12 protein-coding genes and 6 tRNA genes are annotated in these 17,525 nt (G+C 69.7%); 10 read left to right on the forward strand and 8 right to left on the reverse strand.

Annotated elements, in window-relative coordinates:
* Positions 1–354: 354 nt before the first annotated feature.
* A complete protein-coding gene (gene bldC / locus FNH04_RS08380) occupies positions 355–561 on the forward strand; it encodes a developmental transcriptional regulator BldC (RefSeq protein ID WP_016905998.1) in 207 nt (68 codons plus the stop codon).
* 553 nt (positions 562–1,114) lie between these two features.
* Here bldC and FNH04_RS08385 read toward each other — a convergent pair.
* The 5 genes from FNH04_RS08385 to FNH04_RS08405 form a co-directional block, all read right to left on the reverse strand.
* On the reverse strand, positions 1,115–1,405 hold the full coding sequence (locus FNH04_RS08385) for a DUF6274 family protein (protein ID WP_152781903.1): 291 nt from the start codon (positions 1,403–1,405) through the stop codon (positions 1,115–1,117).
* Between the two features lie 227 nt (positions 1,406–1,632).
* Positions 1,633–1,707, reverse strand: a tRNA-Asp gene (locus FNH04_RS08390).
* Between the two features lie 94 nt (positions 1,708–1,801).
* The gene (hrpA, locus tag FNH04_RS08395; protein WP_152781905.1) at positions 1,802–5,791 is read right to left on the reverse strand and encodes an ATP-dependent RNA helicase HrpA; all 3,990 of its coding nucleotides are present in this window, start codon (positions 5,789–5,791) and stop codon (positions 1,802–1,804) included.
* A gap of 119 nt (positions 5,792–5,910) precedes the next feature.
* Complete coding sequence (locus tag FNH04_RS08400; protein ID WP_322722762.1) at positions 5,911–6,432, reverse strand: hypothetical protein; 522 nt, start codon at positions 6,430–6,432, stop codon at positions 5,911–5,913.
* Between the two features lie 201 nt (positions 6,433–6,633).
* Positions 6,634–6,984 (reverse strand): metallopeptidase family protein, encoded by a 351-nt coding sequence (locus FNH04_RS08405; protein ID WP_030348836.1) that lies wholly within the window; start codon positions 6,982–6,984, stop codon positions 6,634–6,636.
* Positions 6,985–7,133: 149 nt separating this feature from the next.
* Between FNH04_RS08405 and FNH04_RS08410 the strand changes: the two genes are divergently transcribed.
* The 9 genes from FNH04_RS08410 (at position 7,134) to FNH04_RS08455 (ending at position 15,367) form a co-directional block, all read left to right on the forward strand.
* A complete protein-coding gene (locus FNH04_RS08410) occupies positions 7,134–8,717 on the forward strand; it encodes a metallophosphoesterase family protein (protein WP_152781907.1) in 1,584 nt (527 codons plus the stop codon).
* 209 nt (positions 8,718–8,926) lie between these two features.
* A tRNA-Glu gene (locus tag FNH04_RS08415) sits at positions 8,927–8,999 on the forward strand.
* A 49-nt stretch (positions 9,000–9,048) separates the two neighbouring features.
* Positions 9,049–9,123: transfer RNA gene (locus FNH04_RS08420), tRNA-Asp, on the forward strand.
* A gap of 31 nt (positions 9,124–9,154) precedes the next feature.
* Positions 9,155–9,228: transfer RNA gene (locus FNH04_RS08425), tRNA-Phe, on the forward strand.
* 324 nt (positions 9,229–9,552) lie between these two features.
* Positions 9,553–11,823 carry a DEAD/DEAH box helicase gene (locus FNH04_RS08430; protein ID WP_152781909.1) on the forward strand — a complete coding sequence of 757 codons (2,271 nt, stop codon included), beginning with the start codon at positions 9,553–9,555 and terminating at the stop codon, positions 11,821–11,823.
* Between the two features lie 179 nt (positions 11,824–12,002).
* Positions 12,003–13,538, forward strand: a complete 1,536-nt coding sequence (locus FNH04_RS08435) for an amino acid permease (RefSeq protein ID WP_152781911.1) — start codon at positions 12,003–12,005, stop codon at positions 13,536–13,538.
* Positions 13,539–13,881: 343 nt separating this feature from the next.
* A tRNA-Lys gene (locus FNH04_RS08440) sits at positions 13,882–13,957 on the forward strand.
* A gap of 590 nt (positions 13,958–14,547) precedes the next feature.
* Positions 14,548–14,982, forward strand: a complete 435-nt coding sequence (locus tag FNH04_RS08450) for a TSCPD domain-containing protein (protein ID WP_228031227.1) — start codon at positions 14,548–14,550, stop codon at positions 14,980–14,982.
* Positions 14,983–15,073: 91 nt separating this feature from the next.
* A complete protein-coding gene (locus FNH04_RS08455) occupies positions 15,074–15,367 on the forward strand; it encodes a hypothetical protein (RefSeq protein WP_322722763.1) in 294 nt (97 codons plus the stop codon).
* A gap of 162 nt (positions 15,368–15,529) precedes the next feature.
* On the opposite strand, the gene FNH04_RS08460 is transcribed toward FNH04_RS08455, so the two are convergent.
* The 3 genes from FNH04_RS08460 to FNH04_RS08470 form a co-directional block, all read right to left on the reverse strand.
* Positions 15,530–15,603 (reverse strand) — tRNA-Met (locus FNH04_RS08460).
* Between the two features lie 78 nt (positions 15,604–15,681).
* The gene (locus tag FNH04_RS08465) at positions 15,682–16,275 is read right to left on the reverse strand and encodes an antibiotic biosynthesis monooxygenase (protein ID WP_152781915.1); all 594 of its coding nucleotides are present in this window, start codon (positions 16,273–16,275) and stop codon (positions 15,682–15,684) included.
* 76 nt (positions 16,276–16,351) lie between these two features.
* On the reverse strand, positions 16,352–17,500 hold the full coding sequence (locus tag FNH04_RS08470; protein ID WP_152781917.1) for a dihydrofolate reductase family protein: 1,149 nt from the start codon (positions 17,498–17,500) through the stop codon (positions 16,352–16,354).
* Positions 17,501–17,525 lie beyond the last annotated feature (25 nt).

Consider the following 17,525-nt stretch of genomic DNA (forward strand, 5'->3'; position numbering starts at 1 on the left):
TAGGACAAGGAGTCCGGGGGAGACTTCTTCTGCCCATCTATGGGCGGAATCTCAGCATTGCACGCTATGGGGGGTCTGGTGACTCCTGATCGCCACTGTGACCGATCGTCACAGTGGCGTGACTGTCCGCTATGGCATGGTCCATCGGCATCCGTCGCTGATGAACACCTGGGAGGGCAATTCCATCGGTTTGGCCGACGCGGCTGGACAGATGGTGTAGTTGTAGTGCCGAGGACAAGCCGTTCGTCCTATAACCGACTCGACTCGCGTCCGCTCATTTCGGGCAACGCGGGTCAAGGTGCAGAATTTAGAGGAAAGAACCGAGAAGGTTCGGTTCTCCCGAGGAGGCCGCTCATGACCGCTCGCACCCCTGAAGCCGAGCCGCTGCTGACCCCGGCTGAGGTCGCCAGCATGTTCCGTGTCGACCCGAAGACGGTCACGCGGTGGGCGAAGGCCGGCAAGCTGACGTCCATTCGTACGCTCGGCGGGCACCGCCGCTACCGCGAGGCTGAGGTCCGCGCCCTGCTGGCGGGCATCCCGCAGCAGCGCAGCGAGGCCTGAACAGCTGCATAACAGGGCAATTCGACCGTTCCCCCAACGTGTCGAGGCGTCCGAACCCAAGCTCCAAGCGACGCGGGATCCTGCCCCAACAGGGCCCTCGCCCAAGCTCTCCGGAAGCGCTTAGAGGTCTCTAGGCAAGCCATCACGGGTGCGTCGTCGATCGCGCTGGACTCCGCCGGGTCCAGCGCGATTTTTTATGCCCGGGGACGGTCGGATGTGCGCGGACCTGCACGGATCTGTGTGGGTGCGGTGAGTGTCCGGGTGGGCCCTGAGGGGGACTTGGGGATCCGGAGTCCCCCTGTCCGTGAGCGGGCTTGTCGGACTCTGGGGAGGTGTGTGGGATCCCCTGGGGGACTCATCCGGCAGTGGTGCAATTGCACATATTAAATTGACCCGTTGTGAGAGGTCGGTGAGTTCCACAACTTCGGAAACTCGATGCGTGACACCCGTCACATGTCGCCATGCTTGTGAGTGGTAGCTCATCTGGGCTAGTGGGAGTGGCTGTTGAGGCGGCCGGAATCCTCTGCGGGCTGTGTATCCCGGTCGGGGCGGCTTACGCCTTCGAGTGCTGTGAGGGGCTTGTGGAGCCTGTGGACGTCGTCGAGGGGCCAGGTAAACCCTCGGAGGTGCTCTCGGGGGTGCTGGCGTCCTCGTCCGCCGTCTGCGGGCCGTGTGGTTCGTGTGTGTCGTGCGGACCGTCCTCGCCCCGCTGTCCGGGTTCCATGGCCAGTCGCAGCAGCCGGTGGCAGATCGGGCAGTGCCGCGTCAGGTGGCGGTACGAGGAGGCGGCCGACAGATGGGCACGGAGCAGCGCGCGTGTCTCGTGCCGAGCGGACGCCGTCATACGCCACCTCCGGGTCGGGAGCCCTGTCTTCTGGGTACCGACGGAATGTGACGCCGTCAAGACACCCGGGGCCATGCCGGGCGCCGGGCCCGAGGGGATGTGCCGTCCTTCTGTGCCGCGGCCGCCGTCTTGACGGCGGGGTGAGAATGCCGCGCCCTTGTCGGCCTGTTGCCGGTCGCATGCGAGAGGCCCCGCATCCAGAAGGATGCGGGGCCTCTCGGCAAAAGCGGTCCTGACGGGATTTGAACCCGCGGCCTCCACCTTGACAGGGTGGCGAGCACTCCAAACTGCTCCACAGGACCAGGTTTCGCGGCGCGTTTCGTGCGTTGCGCTGCGAGAAGAGACTGTACAGGAGGGTGAGCCCCCTGGTCGAACTCACCCAGCGTGCCGGAGGTGTTACGGCGCCGCGGCGTCGATGGCCTTGACGATGCGCTTGTCGGAGACGGGGTACGCGGTGCCCAGCGCGTGGGCGAAGTAGCTCACCCGGAGCTCCTCGATCATCCAGCGGATGTCCAGGACCACGGCGGGCACGGGGCGCCCCTGCGGCAGCTGCTCCAGGAGCCAGGCGTACTCGTCCTGCATCTCGTGGACCTTCTCCATGCGGGTCGTGTCCCGCTGGACGTTCGTCGCCATCTGCTGGAGGCGGCGGTCCGCGGCCACCAGATAGCGCATCAGGTCCGGCAGGCGCCGCAGACCCGTCTCCGTCACGAAACCGGGCTTCACAAGGGCGTCCAGCTGCTTCCGTACGTCCTGGAGGTTCGGCAGCAGCGCGGGGCTCCGTACGGCCTTCAGGCGGCGCTCACAGGCCTGCCAGGCGGCCAGCACCTGCTGTACCTGGCCGACCGTGCGGACCGTGGTGTCGACGATCTCGGCGCGCACCTTGTCGTACAGCTTCCGGTACGACGACTCGTCCCAGGCCGGCCCCCCGAAGTCCCCTATCAGCCGGTCGGCCGCCGCCATCGCGCAGTCGTCGAACAGGGTCTGGATCGAGCCGTGGGGGTTCGCGGAGAGGGCGAGTTTCTGGGCGTTCGTCAGTTTCTCGGAGGCGAACTTCGCCGGGCTCACCGGGATGTTGCGCAGGATCAGCCGGCGCGTGCCCTTCCACATCGCCTCCGCCTGCTCCGCCTCCGTGTCGAAGAGGCGTACGGAGACGGTGTCGCCGTCGTCGACGAGCGCCGGATACGCCTTGACCGGATGTCCGGCGCGCCGGGTCTCGAAGAGGCGGGTGAGGGAGCCGATGGTCCAGTCGGTCAGGCCCGCACGTTCCAGGGACTCGCCGCCCTGGCGCTCCGCCGTGGCCGCGGCCGCCTGCGAGATGGCCTTGCGCGCCTTCGGCTTCAGCCGGAGCTTCAGCGCCTCCAGGTCCTTGTCCTCGGCGAGCTTGCGGCGGCGCTCGTCGACGATCCGGAACGTGATGCGCAGATGGTCGGGGACCCTCGACCAGTCGAAGTCCTCGGCCTCGAACGGGACGCCGACCATGCGCTTCAGCTCGCGTGCCATGGCCGTGGTCAGCGGCTCCTGCACGGGGACGGCCGTGTCCAGGAACCGCTTCGCGAAGTTGGGCGCGGGCACGTAGTTGCGGCGGATCGGCTTCGGGAGGGAGCGGATCAGCTCGGTGACGACCTCCTCGCGCAGGCCCGGGATCTGCCAGTCGAAGCCCTCGTCGGTGACCTGGTTGAGGACCTGGAGCGGGATGTGGACGGTCACGCCGTCGGCGTCCGCGCCCGGCTCGAATTGGTACGTCACACGGAACTTCAGCTGACCCTGCCGCCACGAGTCCGGGTAGTCGGCCTTGGTGACCGCCTCCGCCGACTCGCGGATGAGCATCGCCCGCTCGAAGTCGAGGAAGTCGGGCTGCTCGTGCCGCTTGTGCTTCCACCAGGAGTCGAAGTGGGCGCCGGAGACGACGTGTTCGGGCACCCGCTGGTCGTAGAAGTCGAAGAGCGTCTCGTCGTCCACCAGGATGTCCCGGCGGCGGGCGCGGTGCTCCAGCTCCTCGACCTCGGTGAGGAGTCTGCGGTTGTCGGCGAAGAACTTGTGGTGCGTGCGCCAGTCGCCCTCCACGAGGGCGTTGCGAATGAAAAGTTCGCGGGACGCCTCCGGGTCGACACGGCCGTAGTTCACCTTCCGCTGGGCCACGATCGGGACGCCGTACAGCGTGACCTTCTCGTACGCCACCACCGCGGCCTGGTCCTTCTCCCAGTGCGGCTCGCTGTAGGTGCGCTTGATGAGGTGTTCGGCGAGCGGCTCGACCCACTCCGGCTCGATCCTGGCGTTGACCCGGGCCCAGAGGCGGGAGGTCTCCACGAGTTCGGCGGACATGACGAAGCGCGGGGGCTTCTTGAAGAGCGCCGAGCCCGGGAAGATCGCGAACTTGGCGTTGCGGGCGCCCAGGTACTCGTTCCGTCCGCCGTCCCTGCGCGCGCCCGGGCCGGAGTCCTTGGACTCCTTCACGTCCTTCATGCCGATGTGGGAGAGGAGGCCGGCGAGGAGTGAGACGTGAATGCGGTCGGCCGGGGCGTCAGTACCCGCCGAAGGCTCCCCCGGATGGAGGCCCATCTGCTTGGCGACGGTCCTCAACTGCGAGTAGATGTCCTGCCACTCACGGATGCGCAGGAAGTTCAGGTACTCCTGCTTGCACATCCGGCGGAACGACGACGACCCGCGCTCCTTCTGCTGCTCCCGGATGTAACGCCAGAGGTTCAGATACGCGAGGAAGTCGCTCGTCTCGTCCTTGAAGCGGGCGTGCTGCTGGTCGGCCTGGGCCTGCTTGTCGGCGGGGCGCTCGCGCGGGTCCTGGATGGAGAGCGCGGCGGCGATGACCATCACCTCGCGGACGCAGCCGTTCCGGTCGGCCTCCAGGACCATGCGGGCCAGGCGCGGGTCGACGGGCAACTGGGCGAGTTTGCGGCCGGTCTGCGTCAGGCGTTTCCGCGGGTCCTTCTGCGTGGCGTCCAGCGCGCCCAGCTCCTGGAGGAGTTGGACGCCGTCGCGGATGTTGCGGTGGTCCGGCGGGTCGATGAACGGGAACTTCTCGATGTCGCCGAGACCGGCCGCGGTCATCTGGAGGATGACGGACGCGAGGTTCGTACGAAGGATCTCGGCGTCCGTGAACTCCGAGCGGGCCTCGAAGTCGTCCTCGGAGTACAGGCGGATGCAGATGCCGTCGCTCGTACGGCCGCAGCGGCCCTTGCGCTGGTTGGCGCTGGCCTGGGAGACCGGCTCGATGGGGAGGCGCTGGACCTTGGTGCGGTGGCTGTAGCGCGAGATACGGGCGAAGCCGGGGTCGATGACGTACTTGATGCCCGGGACGGTGAGGGAGGTCTCGGCGACGTTCGTGGCCAGCACGATTCTGCGGCCGGTGTGCGGCTGGAAGACGCGGTGCTGCTCGGCGTGCGAGAGCCGGGCGTAGAGCGGCAGGACCTCGGTGAATCTGTACTGCTTCTTCGTCAGCGCGTCCGCCGTGTCGCGGATCTCCCTCTCGCCCGAGAGGAAGACGAGGATGTCGCCCTTGCCCTCCGCCATCAGCTCCTCGACCGCGTCCGTGATCGCGGTGATCTGGTCGCGGTCGGCGTCGTCGGAGTCCTCTTCCAGGAGGGGGCGGTAGCGCACCTCCACGGGATATGTCCGGCCGCTGACCTCGATGATCGGCGCGTCGCCGAAGTGGCGGGAGAAGCGCTCCGGGTCGATGGTCGCGGATGTGATGACGACCTTGAGGTCGGGGCGCTGCGGCAGCAGCTGGGACAGGTACCCCAGCAGGAAGTCGATGTTGAGGGACCGCTCGTGGGCCTCGTCGATGATGATCGTGTCGTAGGCGCGCAGCTCGCGGTCCGTCTGGATCTCGGCGAGCAGGATGCCGTCGGTCATCAGTTTGACGAAGGTCGCGTCCGGGTTCACCTGATCGGTGAAGCGGACCTTCCAGCCGACGGACTCGCCGAGGGGCGTGTCCAGCTCCTCCGCGACGCGCTCGGCGACCGTACGGGCGGCGATACGGCGCGGCTGCGTGTGCCCGATCATGCCGCGGACGCCACGGCCCAGCTCCATACAGATCTTCGGGATCTGCGTGGTCTTGCCGGAACCCGTCTCACCGGCGACGATCACGACCTGGTGGTCGCGGATGGCCTCGGCGATCTCGCCCTTCTTCTGGCTGACGGGCAGCTGCTCGGGGTACGTGACGGCGGGCACACGTGCCCGCCGCTCGGTCATCCGCTCCTCGGCCTTCGCCACCTCCGCCTCGATTTCGGCGAGGACGGCGGCGCGGGCCTCCGGCTTACGGATCTTGCGCGCGCCCTCGAGCCTGCGCCCGAGCCGGTGCGCGTCGCGCAGGGACAGCTCGGTCAGGCGGGGGGCGAGGGCGCCGAGGGCGGGGGCAGGATGCGTAGACATACGCGGCCCAGGATCTCACCTCGCCGAAATTACTGGCGAACGCTTTTGTCGCTCGGTGGGGCCGGGGCCCGTGGTGACGCGGCTCCGCGGAGCGTCGGCGGGGCGGTCTCCGGGACGGTCTACGCCGCTTTCCCGGCCCGCGGCGCCGGCTCGCGTTCCACCATCTGGGCGCTCTGTTCGTGGGCCGAGGACGAGGGTTCGGCCGTCGAGGGCTGGGGGGTCGGGGACTCCGGTTCCTTCGTGGGCGGAGGTTGCACCTCCGTGCGTGTGGGGGTCGGCTGGCCCCTCGTCGGGTCGGGCCTCTGCGGCTTGTCGTCCTTGCCCCGGCCCTTGTCCTCCTTCGAGGTCGCCTCGGCCGACGGCTGAGCGCTGCCGGAGGCGGAGTCCGAGGGGGATGCCGAGGAGGAGGGGGACTCGTCGCGCCCGGCCGGCCTGCCCTCCGTACCGTGCCAGCCCTGGTGGCCGGCGCCGCCACCGCCGGTCACCGCCGAGCCGCCGTCCGGCTGGGCGCCGCCCCGCTGCCGGGCCGAGTGCGAGGGCCCGGGACCGGGCCCGTCGTCACCCACGCTCATACAACCGGTGGCCGCGGCGACGGCCATGACCGTGGCGGCCAGACGGACGGGTACGTACAAGGCGCGCACGGGCAGCTACCTCCGGTCGGGGCCTCCCCTGCTTGAGCCGAGCCAAGAGCCGGGGGAAGGGGCGAGACGTCAACCTGTCCAACTCCCGCCGCCCACAAGAGGACACGCGCACCGCCCGGCGAGCCTCAGCCGTACGGTGCGTCTCAGCCATCTCCGCGCGCGTGCAGCCGTACGAGAACGTCTCAGCCGAACGAGAACGCCTCAGCCGTAACCGAGCGCGTGCAACCGCGCGTCGTCGATCCCGAAGTGGTGCGCGATCTCGTGGACGACCGTCACCTCGGTCTCCGCGACCACGTCCTCACGCGACTCGCACATCCGCAGCGTCGGCCCCCGGTAGACGGTGATCCGGTCCGGCAGCACCCCCGCGTACCACTCGCCCCGGTCCGTCAGCGGAGTCCCCTCGTACAGCCCGAGCAGCTCGGGATCGTCCGCGGGCGGCTCGTCCTCCACGAACACCGCCACGTTGTCCATCAGCCGCGTCAGCTCCGGCGGGATCCGGTCCAGCGCCTCGGCGACCAGTTCCTCGAACTCCTCGCGCGTCATCTCCAGCACACGGCCATTCTCCGGTACGGAACCGGCGTACGAGAGCCGGAAATGGGCGTACAACGGTCGGAACACGCCGGGACACGGCGGTCCCCCGGTCGTACGAGGTCACGCGGCGTCCTCGCATAGCCGCCGTCGCACTTGGGCATACGGGACCAATGGCTCGCGTCCCCGCTGCTGCTGCCGCTGTTCTCCGCCGCGTTCGACAGTCGCCAGGTGCCCTGGTCCGTCAGTACCGTGCCCGCCGTACGCACCCGACCATCGAGCTCGTCCACCAGCCCCACCCCTGGGGCAGGGCCCTCGGGCTCGTCGCCGTCGTGCTGCTCGGCGCCTGGCTGGGCCTGCTGGTCGTGGGCAACGTTCGCACCCCGGTCGGCCCCATGAACACGACGATGACCCTGCGCCCCTCCCTCGTCGGCGGCACGAAGATCAACGTCTCCCCGCTCGGCGCACTGGAACTGCGCAGCCATGTCGCGCCCGTCCGCCTGGACGTGAACATCGACCAGCTCGACCCGGTCCGCGCGCAGGCCCTGGTGGACCACCCGGAGCGGATCTCCGGCCTCCAGGACGAGATCGCGAACGACGTCGAGCACGGCACGCTCGACCTCGCCCTGCGCTCCTGCGCGGCCGTCGTGGCCGGGGCCACCGCCCTCGGGCTCGCCGTCTACCGGCGCCCGCGCCGCGCCCTGGCCGCCGGCGGACTCGCCCTCGCCCTGCTCACCGTGTCCGGCGGCACGGCCTTCGCGACCTGGAACCCGAACTCCGTCCTGGAGCCCAAGTTCTCCGGGCTGCTGTCCTCCGCCCCCTCGATCGTGGGCAACGCGCGCAGCATCGTCACGGAATTCGACATCTACCAGAAGGAATTGGCGCGCCTGGTGACCAACGTCACCAAGCTGTACGACGTCACCTCCACCCTCCCCGCGTACGAGCCCGATCCGAGCACGATCCGGGTCCTGCACGTCTCGGACATCCATCTCAATCCGGCGAGCTGGAAGATCATCGCCTCCCTGGTCGAGCAGTACGACATCAACGTGATCGTCGACTCCGGCGACACCATGGACCACGGGACCGCGGCAGAGAACGGCTTCCTGGATCCGATCGAGGATCTCGGAGCGCCGTACGTGTGGGTGCGCGGCAACCACGACTCGATGGTCACCCAGCAGTACCTGGAGGGCCTGAAGAACGTGCACGTCCTGGACGGCGGGCGGTCTGTATCGGTGGGCGGGCTGCGCTTCGCGGGCATCGGTGATCCGCAGTTCACCCCCGACCGCTCGAAGAAGCCCGGGGAACTTCCGTCGGAGCAGCTGGCGGGGGCGCGTCTGGCGTCCGCGCTCCGCGACCAGGAGGCGGCGGGCACGCCGGTCGACATCGCCGTCGCCCACAACCCGGACGCGGCCCGCCAGACGGACGGCGAGGTGCCGCTGGTGCTGGCCGGGCACGTCCATCACTCGGAGATGGAGGTCATGAAGTACGGCACGCGCCTGCGTATCGAGGGTTCGACGGGAGGCAGCGGTCTGCGGGCGGTGGAGGGGAAGAACCCCGATCTGGTCGAGACCTCGGTGCTCTACCTCGACCGGGAGACCAAGCGTCTGCAGGCCTGGGACGAGATCAAACTGGGCGGCCTGGGACTGACGACGGCCGAGGTCAGCCGCCATCTGCCGAAGGAGAACCAGCCGGGGGCGGCTCCGTCGCCGAACGGATCCTCGGCCTCGTCGCCGAGCCCGTCCAGGTCCGGTCCGTAGACCTGTGGGGAGCTGCGCCTATTCGGTTTGGTCCAGGCCCAAACGCCGTAGTACAGTCACCTCGTGCCCAAGGGCAGCGGTCAGGGCTTGACCGTCCCGAGTTCTGAGAAGAATGAGGGAGAAGCGGAACCTTTCGGGGGAAAGCGGAGTCACATGCTTCTCACGTCCCTCCAGGGGCGTACAGGCGAAGCAGCAGTACTAGTAGGTCTGCCCTCATCGTCTAGAGGCCCAGGACGCCGCCCTTTCAAGGCGGTAGCACGGGTTCGAATCCCGTTGGGGGCACGCAACACCGTGTGCGACACTGAGTTCGCTGGTTCGCACACAACAGCATGGTCCTGTGGAGCAGTTTGGAGTGCTCGCCACCCTGTCAAGGTGGAGGCCGCGGGTTCAAATCCCGTCAGGACCGCTGAGGTTTTCCGTTTCACGTGAAACCTCATGGCTGGGTAGCTCAGTTGGTACGAGCGTCCGCCTGAAAAGCGGAAGGTCGCCGGTTCGACCCCGGCCCCAGCCACCGCCGCCCGGAGGCCCCGTCTGTTGGACGGGGCCTCTGTTCGTACTCTTCAGGATCTTCGGATCTTCGGGACCGTAGCTTCCGTTCGATCGGCTGCGGACCCTCACTGGTTGTCTGGCCTGCGGGTTTGAGGTCGGTTTGCCTTGGGGGGCGGAGGGTGCGTATGGTGGTAGATCGTTTGATCCCATTTGCCCGGCGCCAAAAAGACGCGCCGCGTGTGGCGCGTACTCTCCCTTGCCGTGGCCGGACCGCATAGAGGCGGTCGATTGCGACTTTCACGGAGTTTGGGCGCGTGCCGAGACCTCCGGAAGGTTCGCATTTCGCATGTCCGTTTCCAGTACTGAGCACGTCGTCCTGCCCGAAGGCCAGGAGGAGAGCACCGCTCCCGACGTCACCTTCGCCGATCTCGGGCTGCCCGAGGCCGTCGTCCGCAAGCTCGCGCAGAACGGGGTGACCGTCCCCTTCCCGATCCAGGCCGCGACCATCCCGGACGCGCTGGTGGGCAAGGACATCCTCGGCCGTGGCCGCACCGGCTCCGGCAAGACGCTGTCCTTCGGTCTGCCGACGCTGGCCACGCTGGCCGGCGGCCACACCGAGAAGAAGAAGCCCCGCGCGGTCATCCTGACGCCCACCCGTGAGCTCGCCATGCAGGTCGCGGACGCGCTGCAGCCGTACGGCGACGTCCTCGGGCTGAAGATGAAGGTCGTCTGCGGCGGTACGTCGATGGGGAACCAGATCTACGCGCTGGAGCGCGGGGTCGACATCCTCGTCGCCACTCCGGGACGCCTGCGCGACATCATCAACCGCGGGGCCTGCTCCCTGGAGAACGTGCAGATCGCCGTTCTCGACGAGGCCGACCAGATGTCCGACCTGGGCTTCCTGCCCGAGGTCACCGAGCTGCTCGACCAGGTCCCGGCCGGCGGCCAGCGCATGCTCTTCTCCGCGACCATGGAGAACGAGATCGCCACGCTCGTCCAGCGCTACCTCAACGAGCCGGTCAGCCACGAGGTCGACGCGGCGCAGGGCGCGGTGACGACGATGTCGCACCACATCCTGATCGTGAAGCCCAAGGACAAGGCGCCGGTCACGGCCGCGATCGCCTCCCGCAAGGGCCGGACGATCATCTTCGTACGGACGCAGCTGGGCGCCGACCGCGTCGCCGAGCAGCTGCGGGACGCCGGGGTGAAGGCCGACGCGCTGCACGGCGGCATGACCCAGGGCGCGCGGACCCGCACGCTGGCCGACTTCAAGGACGGGTACGTGAACGTGCTGGTCGCGACCGATGTCGCGGCGCGCGGTATCCACGTCGACGGCATCGACCTCGTGCTCAACGTCGACCCCGCCGGTGACCACAAGGACTACCTGCACCGGGCCGGCCGTACGGCGCGTGCCGGGCGTACGGGCACCGTGGTGTCCCTCTCGCTTCCGCACCAGCGCCGCCAGATCTTCCGCCTGATGGAGGACGCGGGCGTCGACGCCTCGCGCCACCTCATCCAGGGCGGTGCCGCCTTCGACCCGGAGGTCGCCGAGATCACCGGCGCCCGCTCGATGACCGAGGTCCAGGCCGAGTCCGCGGGCAACGCCGCCGAGCAGGCCGAGCGCGAGGTCGCCCACCTCACCAAGCAGTTGGAGCGGGCCACGCGCCGCGCGGCCGAGCTCCGTGACGAGGCCGACCGGCTGGTCGCCCGGGTCGCCCGGGAGCGGGGCGAGGACCCTGCCCAGGCAGTCGCTGAGGCGCGCGGCGAGGTGGTGGCCGATGCGGCCACCCAGGGTGCCGGGACCGCGGTCGTGGCCGATGCCCTGGTCGCGTCCGAGGCCGCCGGGGCCCAGGAGAAGCGCGAGGTCTCCGTACCGGCGCAGCGTGTGACGCAGGACGAGGAGCGGATCGAGCAGGGCGCCCGGGAGGAGCGTACGGCGGGTTCGTCCGGCTCCTCCTCCGGCTCGTCTTCGTATGAGCGCTCCTCGTACGAGCGGCGTGATCGGCGCGACGACCGCGGTGAGCGTGGCGACCGGGGTGAGCGTGGCGGGTTCAACCGTGACCGCGACCGGGATCGTGGCTTCGAGCGTGGCGGGCGTTCCTACGAGCGCCGTGACGACCGGGACGGCTTCCGCCGTGACGGTGAGCGCGGCGGGTTCCGCCGGGACGACCGGGGCGGGTTCAACCGTGACCGCGACCGGGACCGTGGCTTCGAGCGTGGCGGTCGTACCTTCGAGCGGCGCGACGACCGGGGCGGCTTCCAGCGGGACAACCGTGACCGCGACCGGGACCGTGGCTTCCGTCGCGACGACCGGCGTGACGATCGTGGTGGCCGCGGCTTCGAGCGCCGGGACGGCGAGCGGGGCGGCTTCCACCGGGACAGCCGGGACCGCGACCGCGGGTTCGACCGTGGTGGCCGTTCCTTCGAGCGCCGTGATGACCGTGCCGGCCACCGGGGCAGCGACCGTCCGTTCAACCGTGACCGCCAGGGTGACCGCCCCACCGGCGGCCACCGCTCCGGCGGCCACGACCGCCCGTACGGTCGCCGTGACGACCACCGCGGCTCCGGCTCCTTCGGCCGCCGCGAGGACAAGCCGCGCTGGAAGCGCAACGGCTGACGTCCGGTGACGATGTAGGCGCATACAGGCGCATCGCCGTGGCCCCCACCCCTTCCGGGTGGGGGCCACGGCGTTTCTGTCGCCTGCCGCACGGACCGGCCATGCGCACGGCAAACTTTTGGCCATAGCAGTTACTTTGTGGCGCATATCACGTCTCGGGCGAGGGAATCGCTGGGGACATGACACTTGACGCCAGAGACAGCGGGCTGTCGGACGAGGAACGGCTTGCCCAGCTCGGCTACACACAGGTCCTCGCCCGCCGGATGTCCGCGTTCTCGAACTACGCGGTGTCGTTCACGATCATCTCGGTGCTGTCGGGGTGCATGACGCTGTACCTGTTCGGCATGAACACCGGCGGCCCCGCCGTGATCACCTGGGGCTGGGTCGGCGTCGGTCTGATGACGCTCTTCGTGGGGCTCGCCATGGCCGAGATCTGCTCGGCGTACCCGACCTCGGCCGGTCTGTACTTCTGGGCGCACCGGCTGGCGCCCGAGCGGAGCGCGGCCGCGTGGGCGTGGTTCACGGGCTGGTTCAACGTCCTCGGACAGGTCGCCGTGACAGCCGGCATCGACTTCGGTGCGGCGTCCTTCCTGGCCGCGTATCTGAACCTGGAGTTCGGCTTCGAGGTGACGCCGGGCCGCACGATCCTGCTCTTCGCCGCGATCCTGCTCCTGCACGGCCTGCTGAACACCTTCGGCGTACGCATCGTCGGCCTGCTCAACAGCGTCAGCGTGTGGTGGCACGTGCTGGGGATCGTCGTCATCGTGGGCGCGCTGGCCGTCGTACCGGACAGCCACCAGTCGGCGTCGTTCGTCTTCACCGAGTTCGTGAACAACACGGGCTGGGGCAGCGGTGTCTACGTGGTGCTGCTGGGCCTGCTGATGGCGCAGTACACCTTCACCGGATACGACGCCTCGGCGCACATGACGGAGGAGACGCATGACGCGTCCACGGCGGGCCCGAAGGGCATCGTCCGCTCCATCTGGACGTCGTGGATAGCGGGTCTGGTGCTGCTGCTGGGCTTCACCTTCGCCATCCAGTCGTACGACGAGGCCCTCGGCTCGCCGACCGGAGTGCCGCCCGCGCAGATCCTGATGGCCGCTCTCGGGGCGACGGCGGGCAAGCTGCTGCTCCTGGTCGTCATCGGGGCGCAGCTGTTCTGCGGGATGGCGTCGGTCACCGCCAACAGCCGGATGATCTACGCCTTCTCGCGCGACGGGGCGCTGCCGTTCTCGCACGTCTGGCACACGGTGAGCCCGCGCACGCGCACACCCGTGGCGGCGGTGTGGCTCGCGGCCGCCGGAGCGCTGGTCCTCGGCCTGCCCTACCTGATCAATGTGACGGCGTACGCGGCGGTGACCTCCATCGCCGTGATCGGGCTCTACATCGCCTACGTCATCCCGACGCTGCTGCGGCTGCGCAAGGGCGAGGCGTTCGAACGGGGGCCGTGGCACCTGGGCCGCTGGTCGCGCGCGATCGGGCTGGTGTCGGTCGCGTGGGTGGGGGTCATCACGGTGCTCTTCATGCTGCCGCAGGTCTCGCCGGTCACCTGGGAGACCTTCAACTACGCGCCGATCGCCGTGCTGGTGGTCCTGGGCTTCGCGGCGACCTGGTGGCAGGCGTCGGCCCGGCACTGGTTCCTCAACCCGGACCACGAACGCACGCTCGCCCGGGAGGCGGCACGGAAGGACGCACCCGAGCCGGTGGATCCCTAGGCCGACGGGAGCCTGTCCGGCGGATCACGGCCGGGTCCGCGAGCCCGGCACGGTGCCTCGCCGCGCTGCCCGCACCGGCCACCGCGGTCTGTCCGGCCCTGATCCGCCGGACGCGCCCTGATCCGCCGGACGGGCCGGGGCACCCGAGTGGCCGGGGCGCCCGGGTGGCCGATGAGCCCGGCCGGCCGTCCTTTTGCGCTCGGCTCCGGCGCGTCTCCCGTCCTTCTTCCGTCCGTTCTGTTCGCCGACGGGCCTTTTTGTGGGTCTGTGACGTGGCCGGGTCGCCGATACCCGATCGGACTCCCGGCCTCGTCCGGCTATGCTCGGGGAGGCAACATCGCCTGGGCCCTTAGCTCAATTGGCAGAGCAGTGGACTTTTAATCCATTGGTTGTGGGTTCGAGTCCCACAGGGCCTACCAAACGATCAGTCCCTCACCTGCGACGTAAGCCGTCAGGGAGGGGCTGATTCACGTTGGCGTGGGGGCTCCACTCGTCTGGCTGCGGCAGGGGGTGCCGGGCTGTCGGCTCCTCGGCGTTCGGCAGCGGTTGAGCACGCGCAACTGGTGGCCGAGGACCCACGGTTCTTCAACGGGTGCGACGGTCACGCTTCCTCCTTGGTCATGGTCCGGCGAACCAGCCGACTGACGTGTGCAGTGGGACGACGTCAGGACGGCGGTGGCCTCGGCGCCGGGCGCGAGGTCGACTTCGGCGCGCCATCCGGGCCCGTCGCGCGTGACGGTCAGGTCGGAGTGCATCCCGCCTGGGGCTGAGTCGTGTTCGGGGCCTTCAAGATCTCAGCCGGCCCGCTGCCGGCCGTCGGCCCGCTGCCGGCCGTCGGCCCGCTGTCGGCCGCTGGCCCGCCCGGCGTGCCGTGATTGGTGTGCGTGGCCGGGCGCCCCTACCTTGGACCCCAACATCTTGTGGTCATCGGCGAATTGATGCCCACAGATTGTGTTTGTGTGTATCGACGCACTCTGCCCGGTTTCGCGACTACGAGTGAGGATCCTTTATGGCCGAGCGGTTCGGTGACGGCACGAAGTGGACGACCGGTGAGGAGCGGGCGGCCCGGCTCGTCCCGCCGCGCCCTCCGCGGCGTATGGAGTCGACGACCCGCTCGTTCGCCGTCGGAGAGGGGCAGGGGTACCTCACCGTCGCCCGTACCCCCGACGGGCGTCCCGCCGAAGTGACGGTCCTCATGGCCAAGCAGGGGTCCACGCTCGCGGGGATGATGGACGCCGTCTCCACGACCGTCACCCGGGGGCTCCGGCACGGGGTGCCGCTCGAGGCGTTCGTCACCGAGTACGTCGGGATGCGCTTCGAGCCCGCAGGCCCCACCAACGACCCGGAGATCAGGCAGGTCGGCTCCGTTCTGGACTATGTCGGCCGCCGGCTCGCCCTCGACCACCTCCCCGAAGGCGTACGTCCATCTCGTGACCCCGAGTGAGTGAATCGCCGCTGCTCCCGGCGCCGGGGGCGCCGGGGGTGCGGCGTGGCGCGTCAGCCGGGCGGTGTCGTCTCCTCAAGGATTCGTGCGCGTGGCGCACACTTTCGAGGAGCTTGTGGGGATGCAGCGCGCGGCCGACGATGCCCACGCGCGCGTGGAGGCGTTGCGCGAGCGGTTCGGGCCCCCGACCGCCCATGAGTGGACCCAGGCGCAGACCGACACGTACGAGACCGCCTGGCGGGCCTGGCGCGATCTCGCCCGGGACGTCCAGGCCGCGGTGACCGAGTGGGCGAAGGGCGAGGGGAAGTCGCGCGGTGAGGTCGAGGCGGACGTGAAGCGGGCTGTACGGCACGCCGGGCCGGGTACCGGAGACGGTGAGGCCTAGGGCCGGCCTACGGCAGGTCCTGCTCCCGCGGATCATGGCGGGGTCCGCCGGACAGGCCCTGGCTGTACGGAACGGGTGTGTGCGAGTGGGTGCGAGTGGCCCTGTGTGCGGAAAACACCTTGGGGCCGGAACCCTTTCGGATTCCGGCCCCAAGGCCTTCAGTAGCGGGGACAGGATTTGAACCTGCGACCTCTGGGTTATGAGCCCAGCGAGCTACCGAGCTGCTCCACCCCGCGTCGGTGACTCCAGTGTACGCCATGCGCGGGACGGCAAGCACACGGGTTTCCTGTGGCCATGGTCTCCCCGGCCTCAGCTCACCTCATCACCCGCTCCTCGTACAGCCACCGGCGGAACAGGCGGCTGAGCCCGGGCATGATCACGTAGGTGAGCACGGGGGCGGCGACGAGAGGGAAGAGGGCGGCCTTCAGAGGAAGGGGCAGGGCGGTGGCGTGCGGGGTGATCAGCCCGTTGATGGCGAGGGCGACCGGGAAGGCGCCGAGCATGGTCACCAGGGTCATCTTCCAGCGCGGCGGCGCCTTCACCCGGCGCTGCGGGAGGCTGAACCAGGTCTCCATACCGGTGGGCTGCTGCTGGGCCTCGGTGACCTGGTGGGCGACGTCACGCACACGCTCCAGCCAGGCCTGGCGCGCCGGCAGCCGCAGCCACGCGTCCAGCCGGTCCTGGTCGGCGAAGCGCAGGACGCCGTGATAGACGCGCTGGCCGTGCTGCGGGCGCAGCCATGTGACGCCCTCGTGGCCGCAGAAGCCCTCGGCGAGGTCGGCGATCTCGTGGGTCAGCTCCTCGAACTCCTCCTGCCGGCCGGGCTTCACCTCCCAGCTGTAGACCAGCGTCACCCCTTGGTCCTCGGCACGGTCCAGGGTGGTCGTGTCCTCGCGCGGGCGGCTCATAGGGGGCCTCCCTCCGGCTCTCTCAGCTCTCTCGGCTCTCGAACGCGCGCACTGGCCGTATGGAGTACCCAGGGCCTCAGGAAGTGAGCAGGTGGCTGTTCGGCGCGGTTGCCCGGGGCTCGTACTCGGGGAGCACGACGACGTCGGCCCCCTCCGCCGCCAGGAGGGCGTTGCCGTCGGCGCCCACGACGAACGTGTCCGGCTCCCGCCACGCGGTGACGACGCGCCGTACCCCCGCGTCGAGGATCAGCCGGGCGCACGGGGACGGGCGGGAGGAGCGGCGGGCGCAGGGCTCCAGGCTGCTGTAGACGGTGGCGGTGGCCAGGCGCGGATCGGTGGGGTCCAGCTTGGCCAGGGCCGCCTCCTCGGCGTGGACCACCGGGTCGTCGCCCTCGCGGGAGTGGGCGCGGGCCAGTTCCGTACCGTCGGCCGCGACGATCACCGCGCCCACGCTGAAGGCCGTGCGCGAGGGTGGGCAGCGGTCCGCCAGATCGCAGGCCAGTTCCAGCCAGTGCCGGTCGGCCGCCGAGGCGAGCGCGCCCGTGCCGGGGACCGTGGGCGCGTACCGCATCAGGACGACGTCCCCGACCGGCCGGGTCTCCAGCAGACGCAGACGGCTGCGGGGGCCACCGGGGTACGCGCCCGCCCCGAACATCCGCGGCGCGTCCGGCTCGCCCACGAACAGCGGGGCGACGGCGAGCTGGAGCTCGTCCGCGAGGCCCTGCCGGAGCAGCTGGGTGTGGATCTGCCCGCCGCCCTCGACCATGAGACGCCGTACACCGCGTACGTCCCCGAGGCGGTCGAGCACGGCCCGCCACTGAAGTTCGGGGCCGACGGACACCACGTCCACGTCGGCCGGCAGGCCGAGGGCGCGCAGGCGCTCGGCACCCTTGTCCGTCGTGTACGCCGCCTTCTCGCCGCCTGTGTGCCAGAACTGTGCCGTCGGGTCCAGGTCGCCGGACGCCGTGACGGTGACCTTCAGCGGATACTCCGGGAGGCCGGCGGCGACCCGGGCCGCTCGCCGCTCGGGGGAGTTGACCAGGAGCCGGGGGTTGTCGGTACGCAGGGTTCCGGCGCCGATCAGGATCGCGTCGCTGGTCGCCCGTACCTCGTCGACCCGGTCGAAGTCGGCCGGGCCCGACAGCAGCAGCCGCTCGGGCCCGGTGTCGTCCAGGAAGCCGTCGAGGGAGACGGCGGCGGACAACAGGACGTAGGGCTGGGGCATGGGGCTCGCTCCTGTAGTCGTGGGT

Source organism: Streptomyces phyllanthi, from assembly GCF_009377205.1.
Taxonomy (GTDB): Bacteria; Actinomycetota; Actinomycetes; order Streptomycetales; family Streptomycetaceae; genus Streptomyces; species Streptomyces phyllanthi.

Coding starts and splice junctions, on each gene's coding strand:
- bldC (WP_016905998.1), top strand. CDS start 355: ATGACCGCTCGCACCCCTGAAGCCGAGCCGCTGCTGACCCCGGCTGAG.
- FNH04_RS08435 (WP_152781911.1), top strand. CDS start 12,003: ATGACACTTGACGCCAGAGACAGCGGGCTGTCGGACGAGGAACGGCTT.
- FNH04_RS08430 (WP_152781909.1), top strand. CDS start 9,553: ATGTCCGTTTCCAGTACTGAGCACGTCGTCCTGCCCGAAGGCCAGGAG.
- FNH04_RS08410 (WP_152781907.1), top strand. CDS start 7,134: ATGGCTCGCGTCCCCGCTGCTGCTGCCGCTGTTCTCCGCCGCGTTCGA.
- FNH04_RS08450 (WP_228031227.1), top strand. CDS start 14,548: ATGGCCGAGCGGTTCGGTGACGGCACGAAGTGGACGACCGGTGAGGAG.
- FNH04_RS08470 (WP_152781917.1), bottom strand. CDS start 17,500: ATGCCCCAGCCCTACGTCCTGTTGTCCGCCGCCGTCTCCCTCGACGGC.
- FNH04_RS08465 (WP_152781915.1), bottom strand. CDS start 16,275: ATGAGCCGCCCGCGCGAGGACACGACCACCCTGGACCGTGCCGAGGAC.
- hrpA (WP_152781905.1), bottom strand. CDS start 5,791: ATGTCTACGCATCCTGCCCCCGCCCTCGGCGCCCTCGCCCCCCGCCTG.
- FNH04_RS08385 (WP_152781903.1), bottom strand. CDS start 1,405: ATGACGGCGTCCGCTCGGCACGAGACACGCGCGCTGCTCCGTGCCCAT.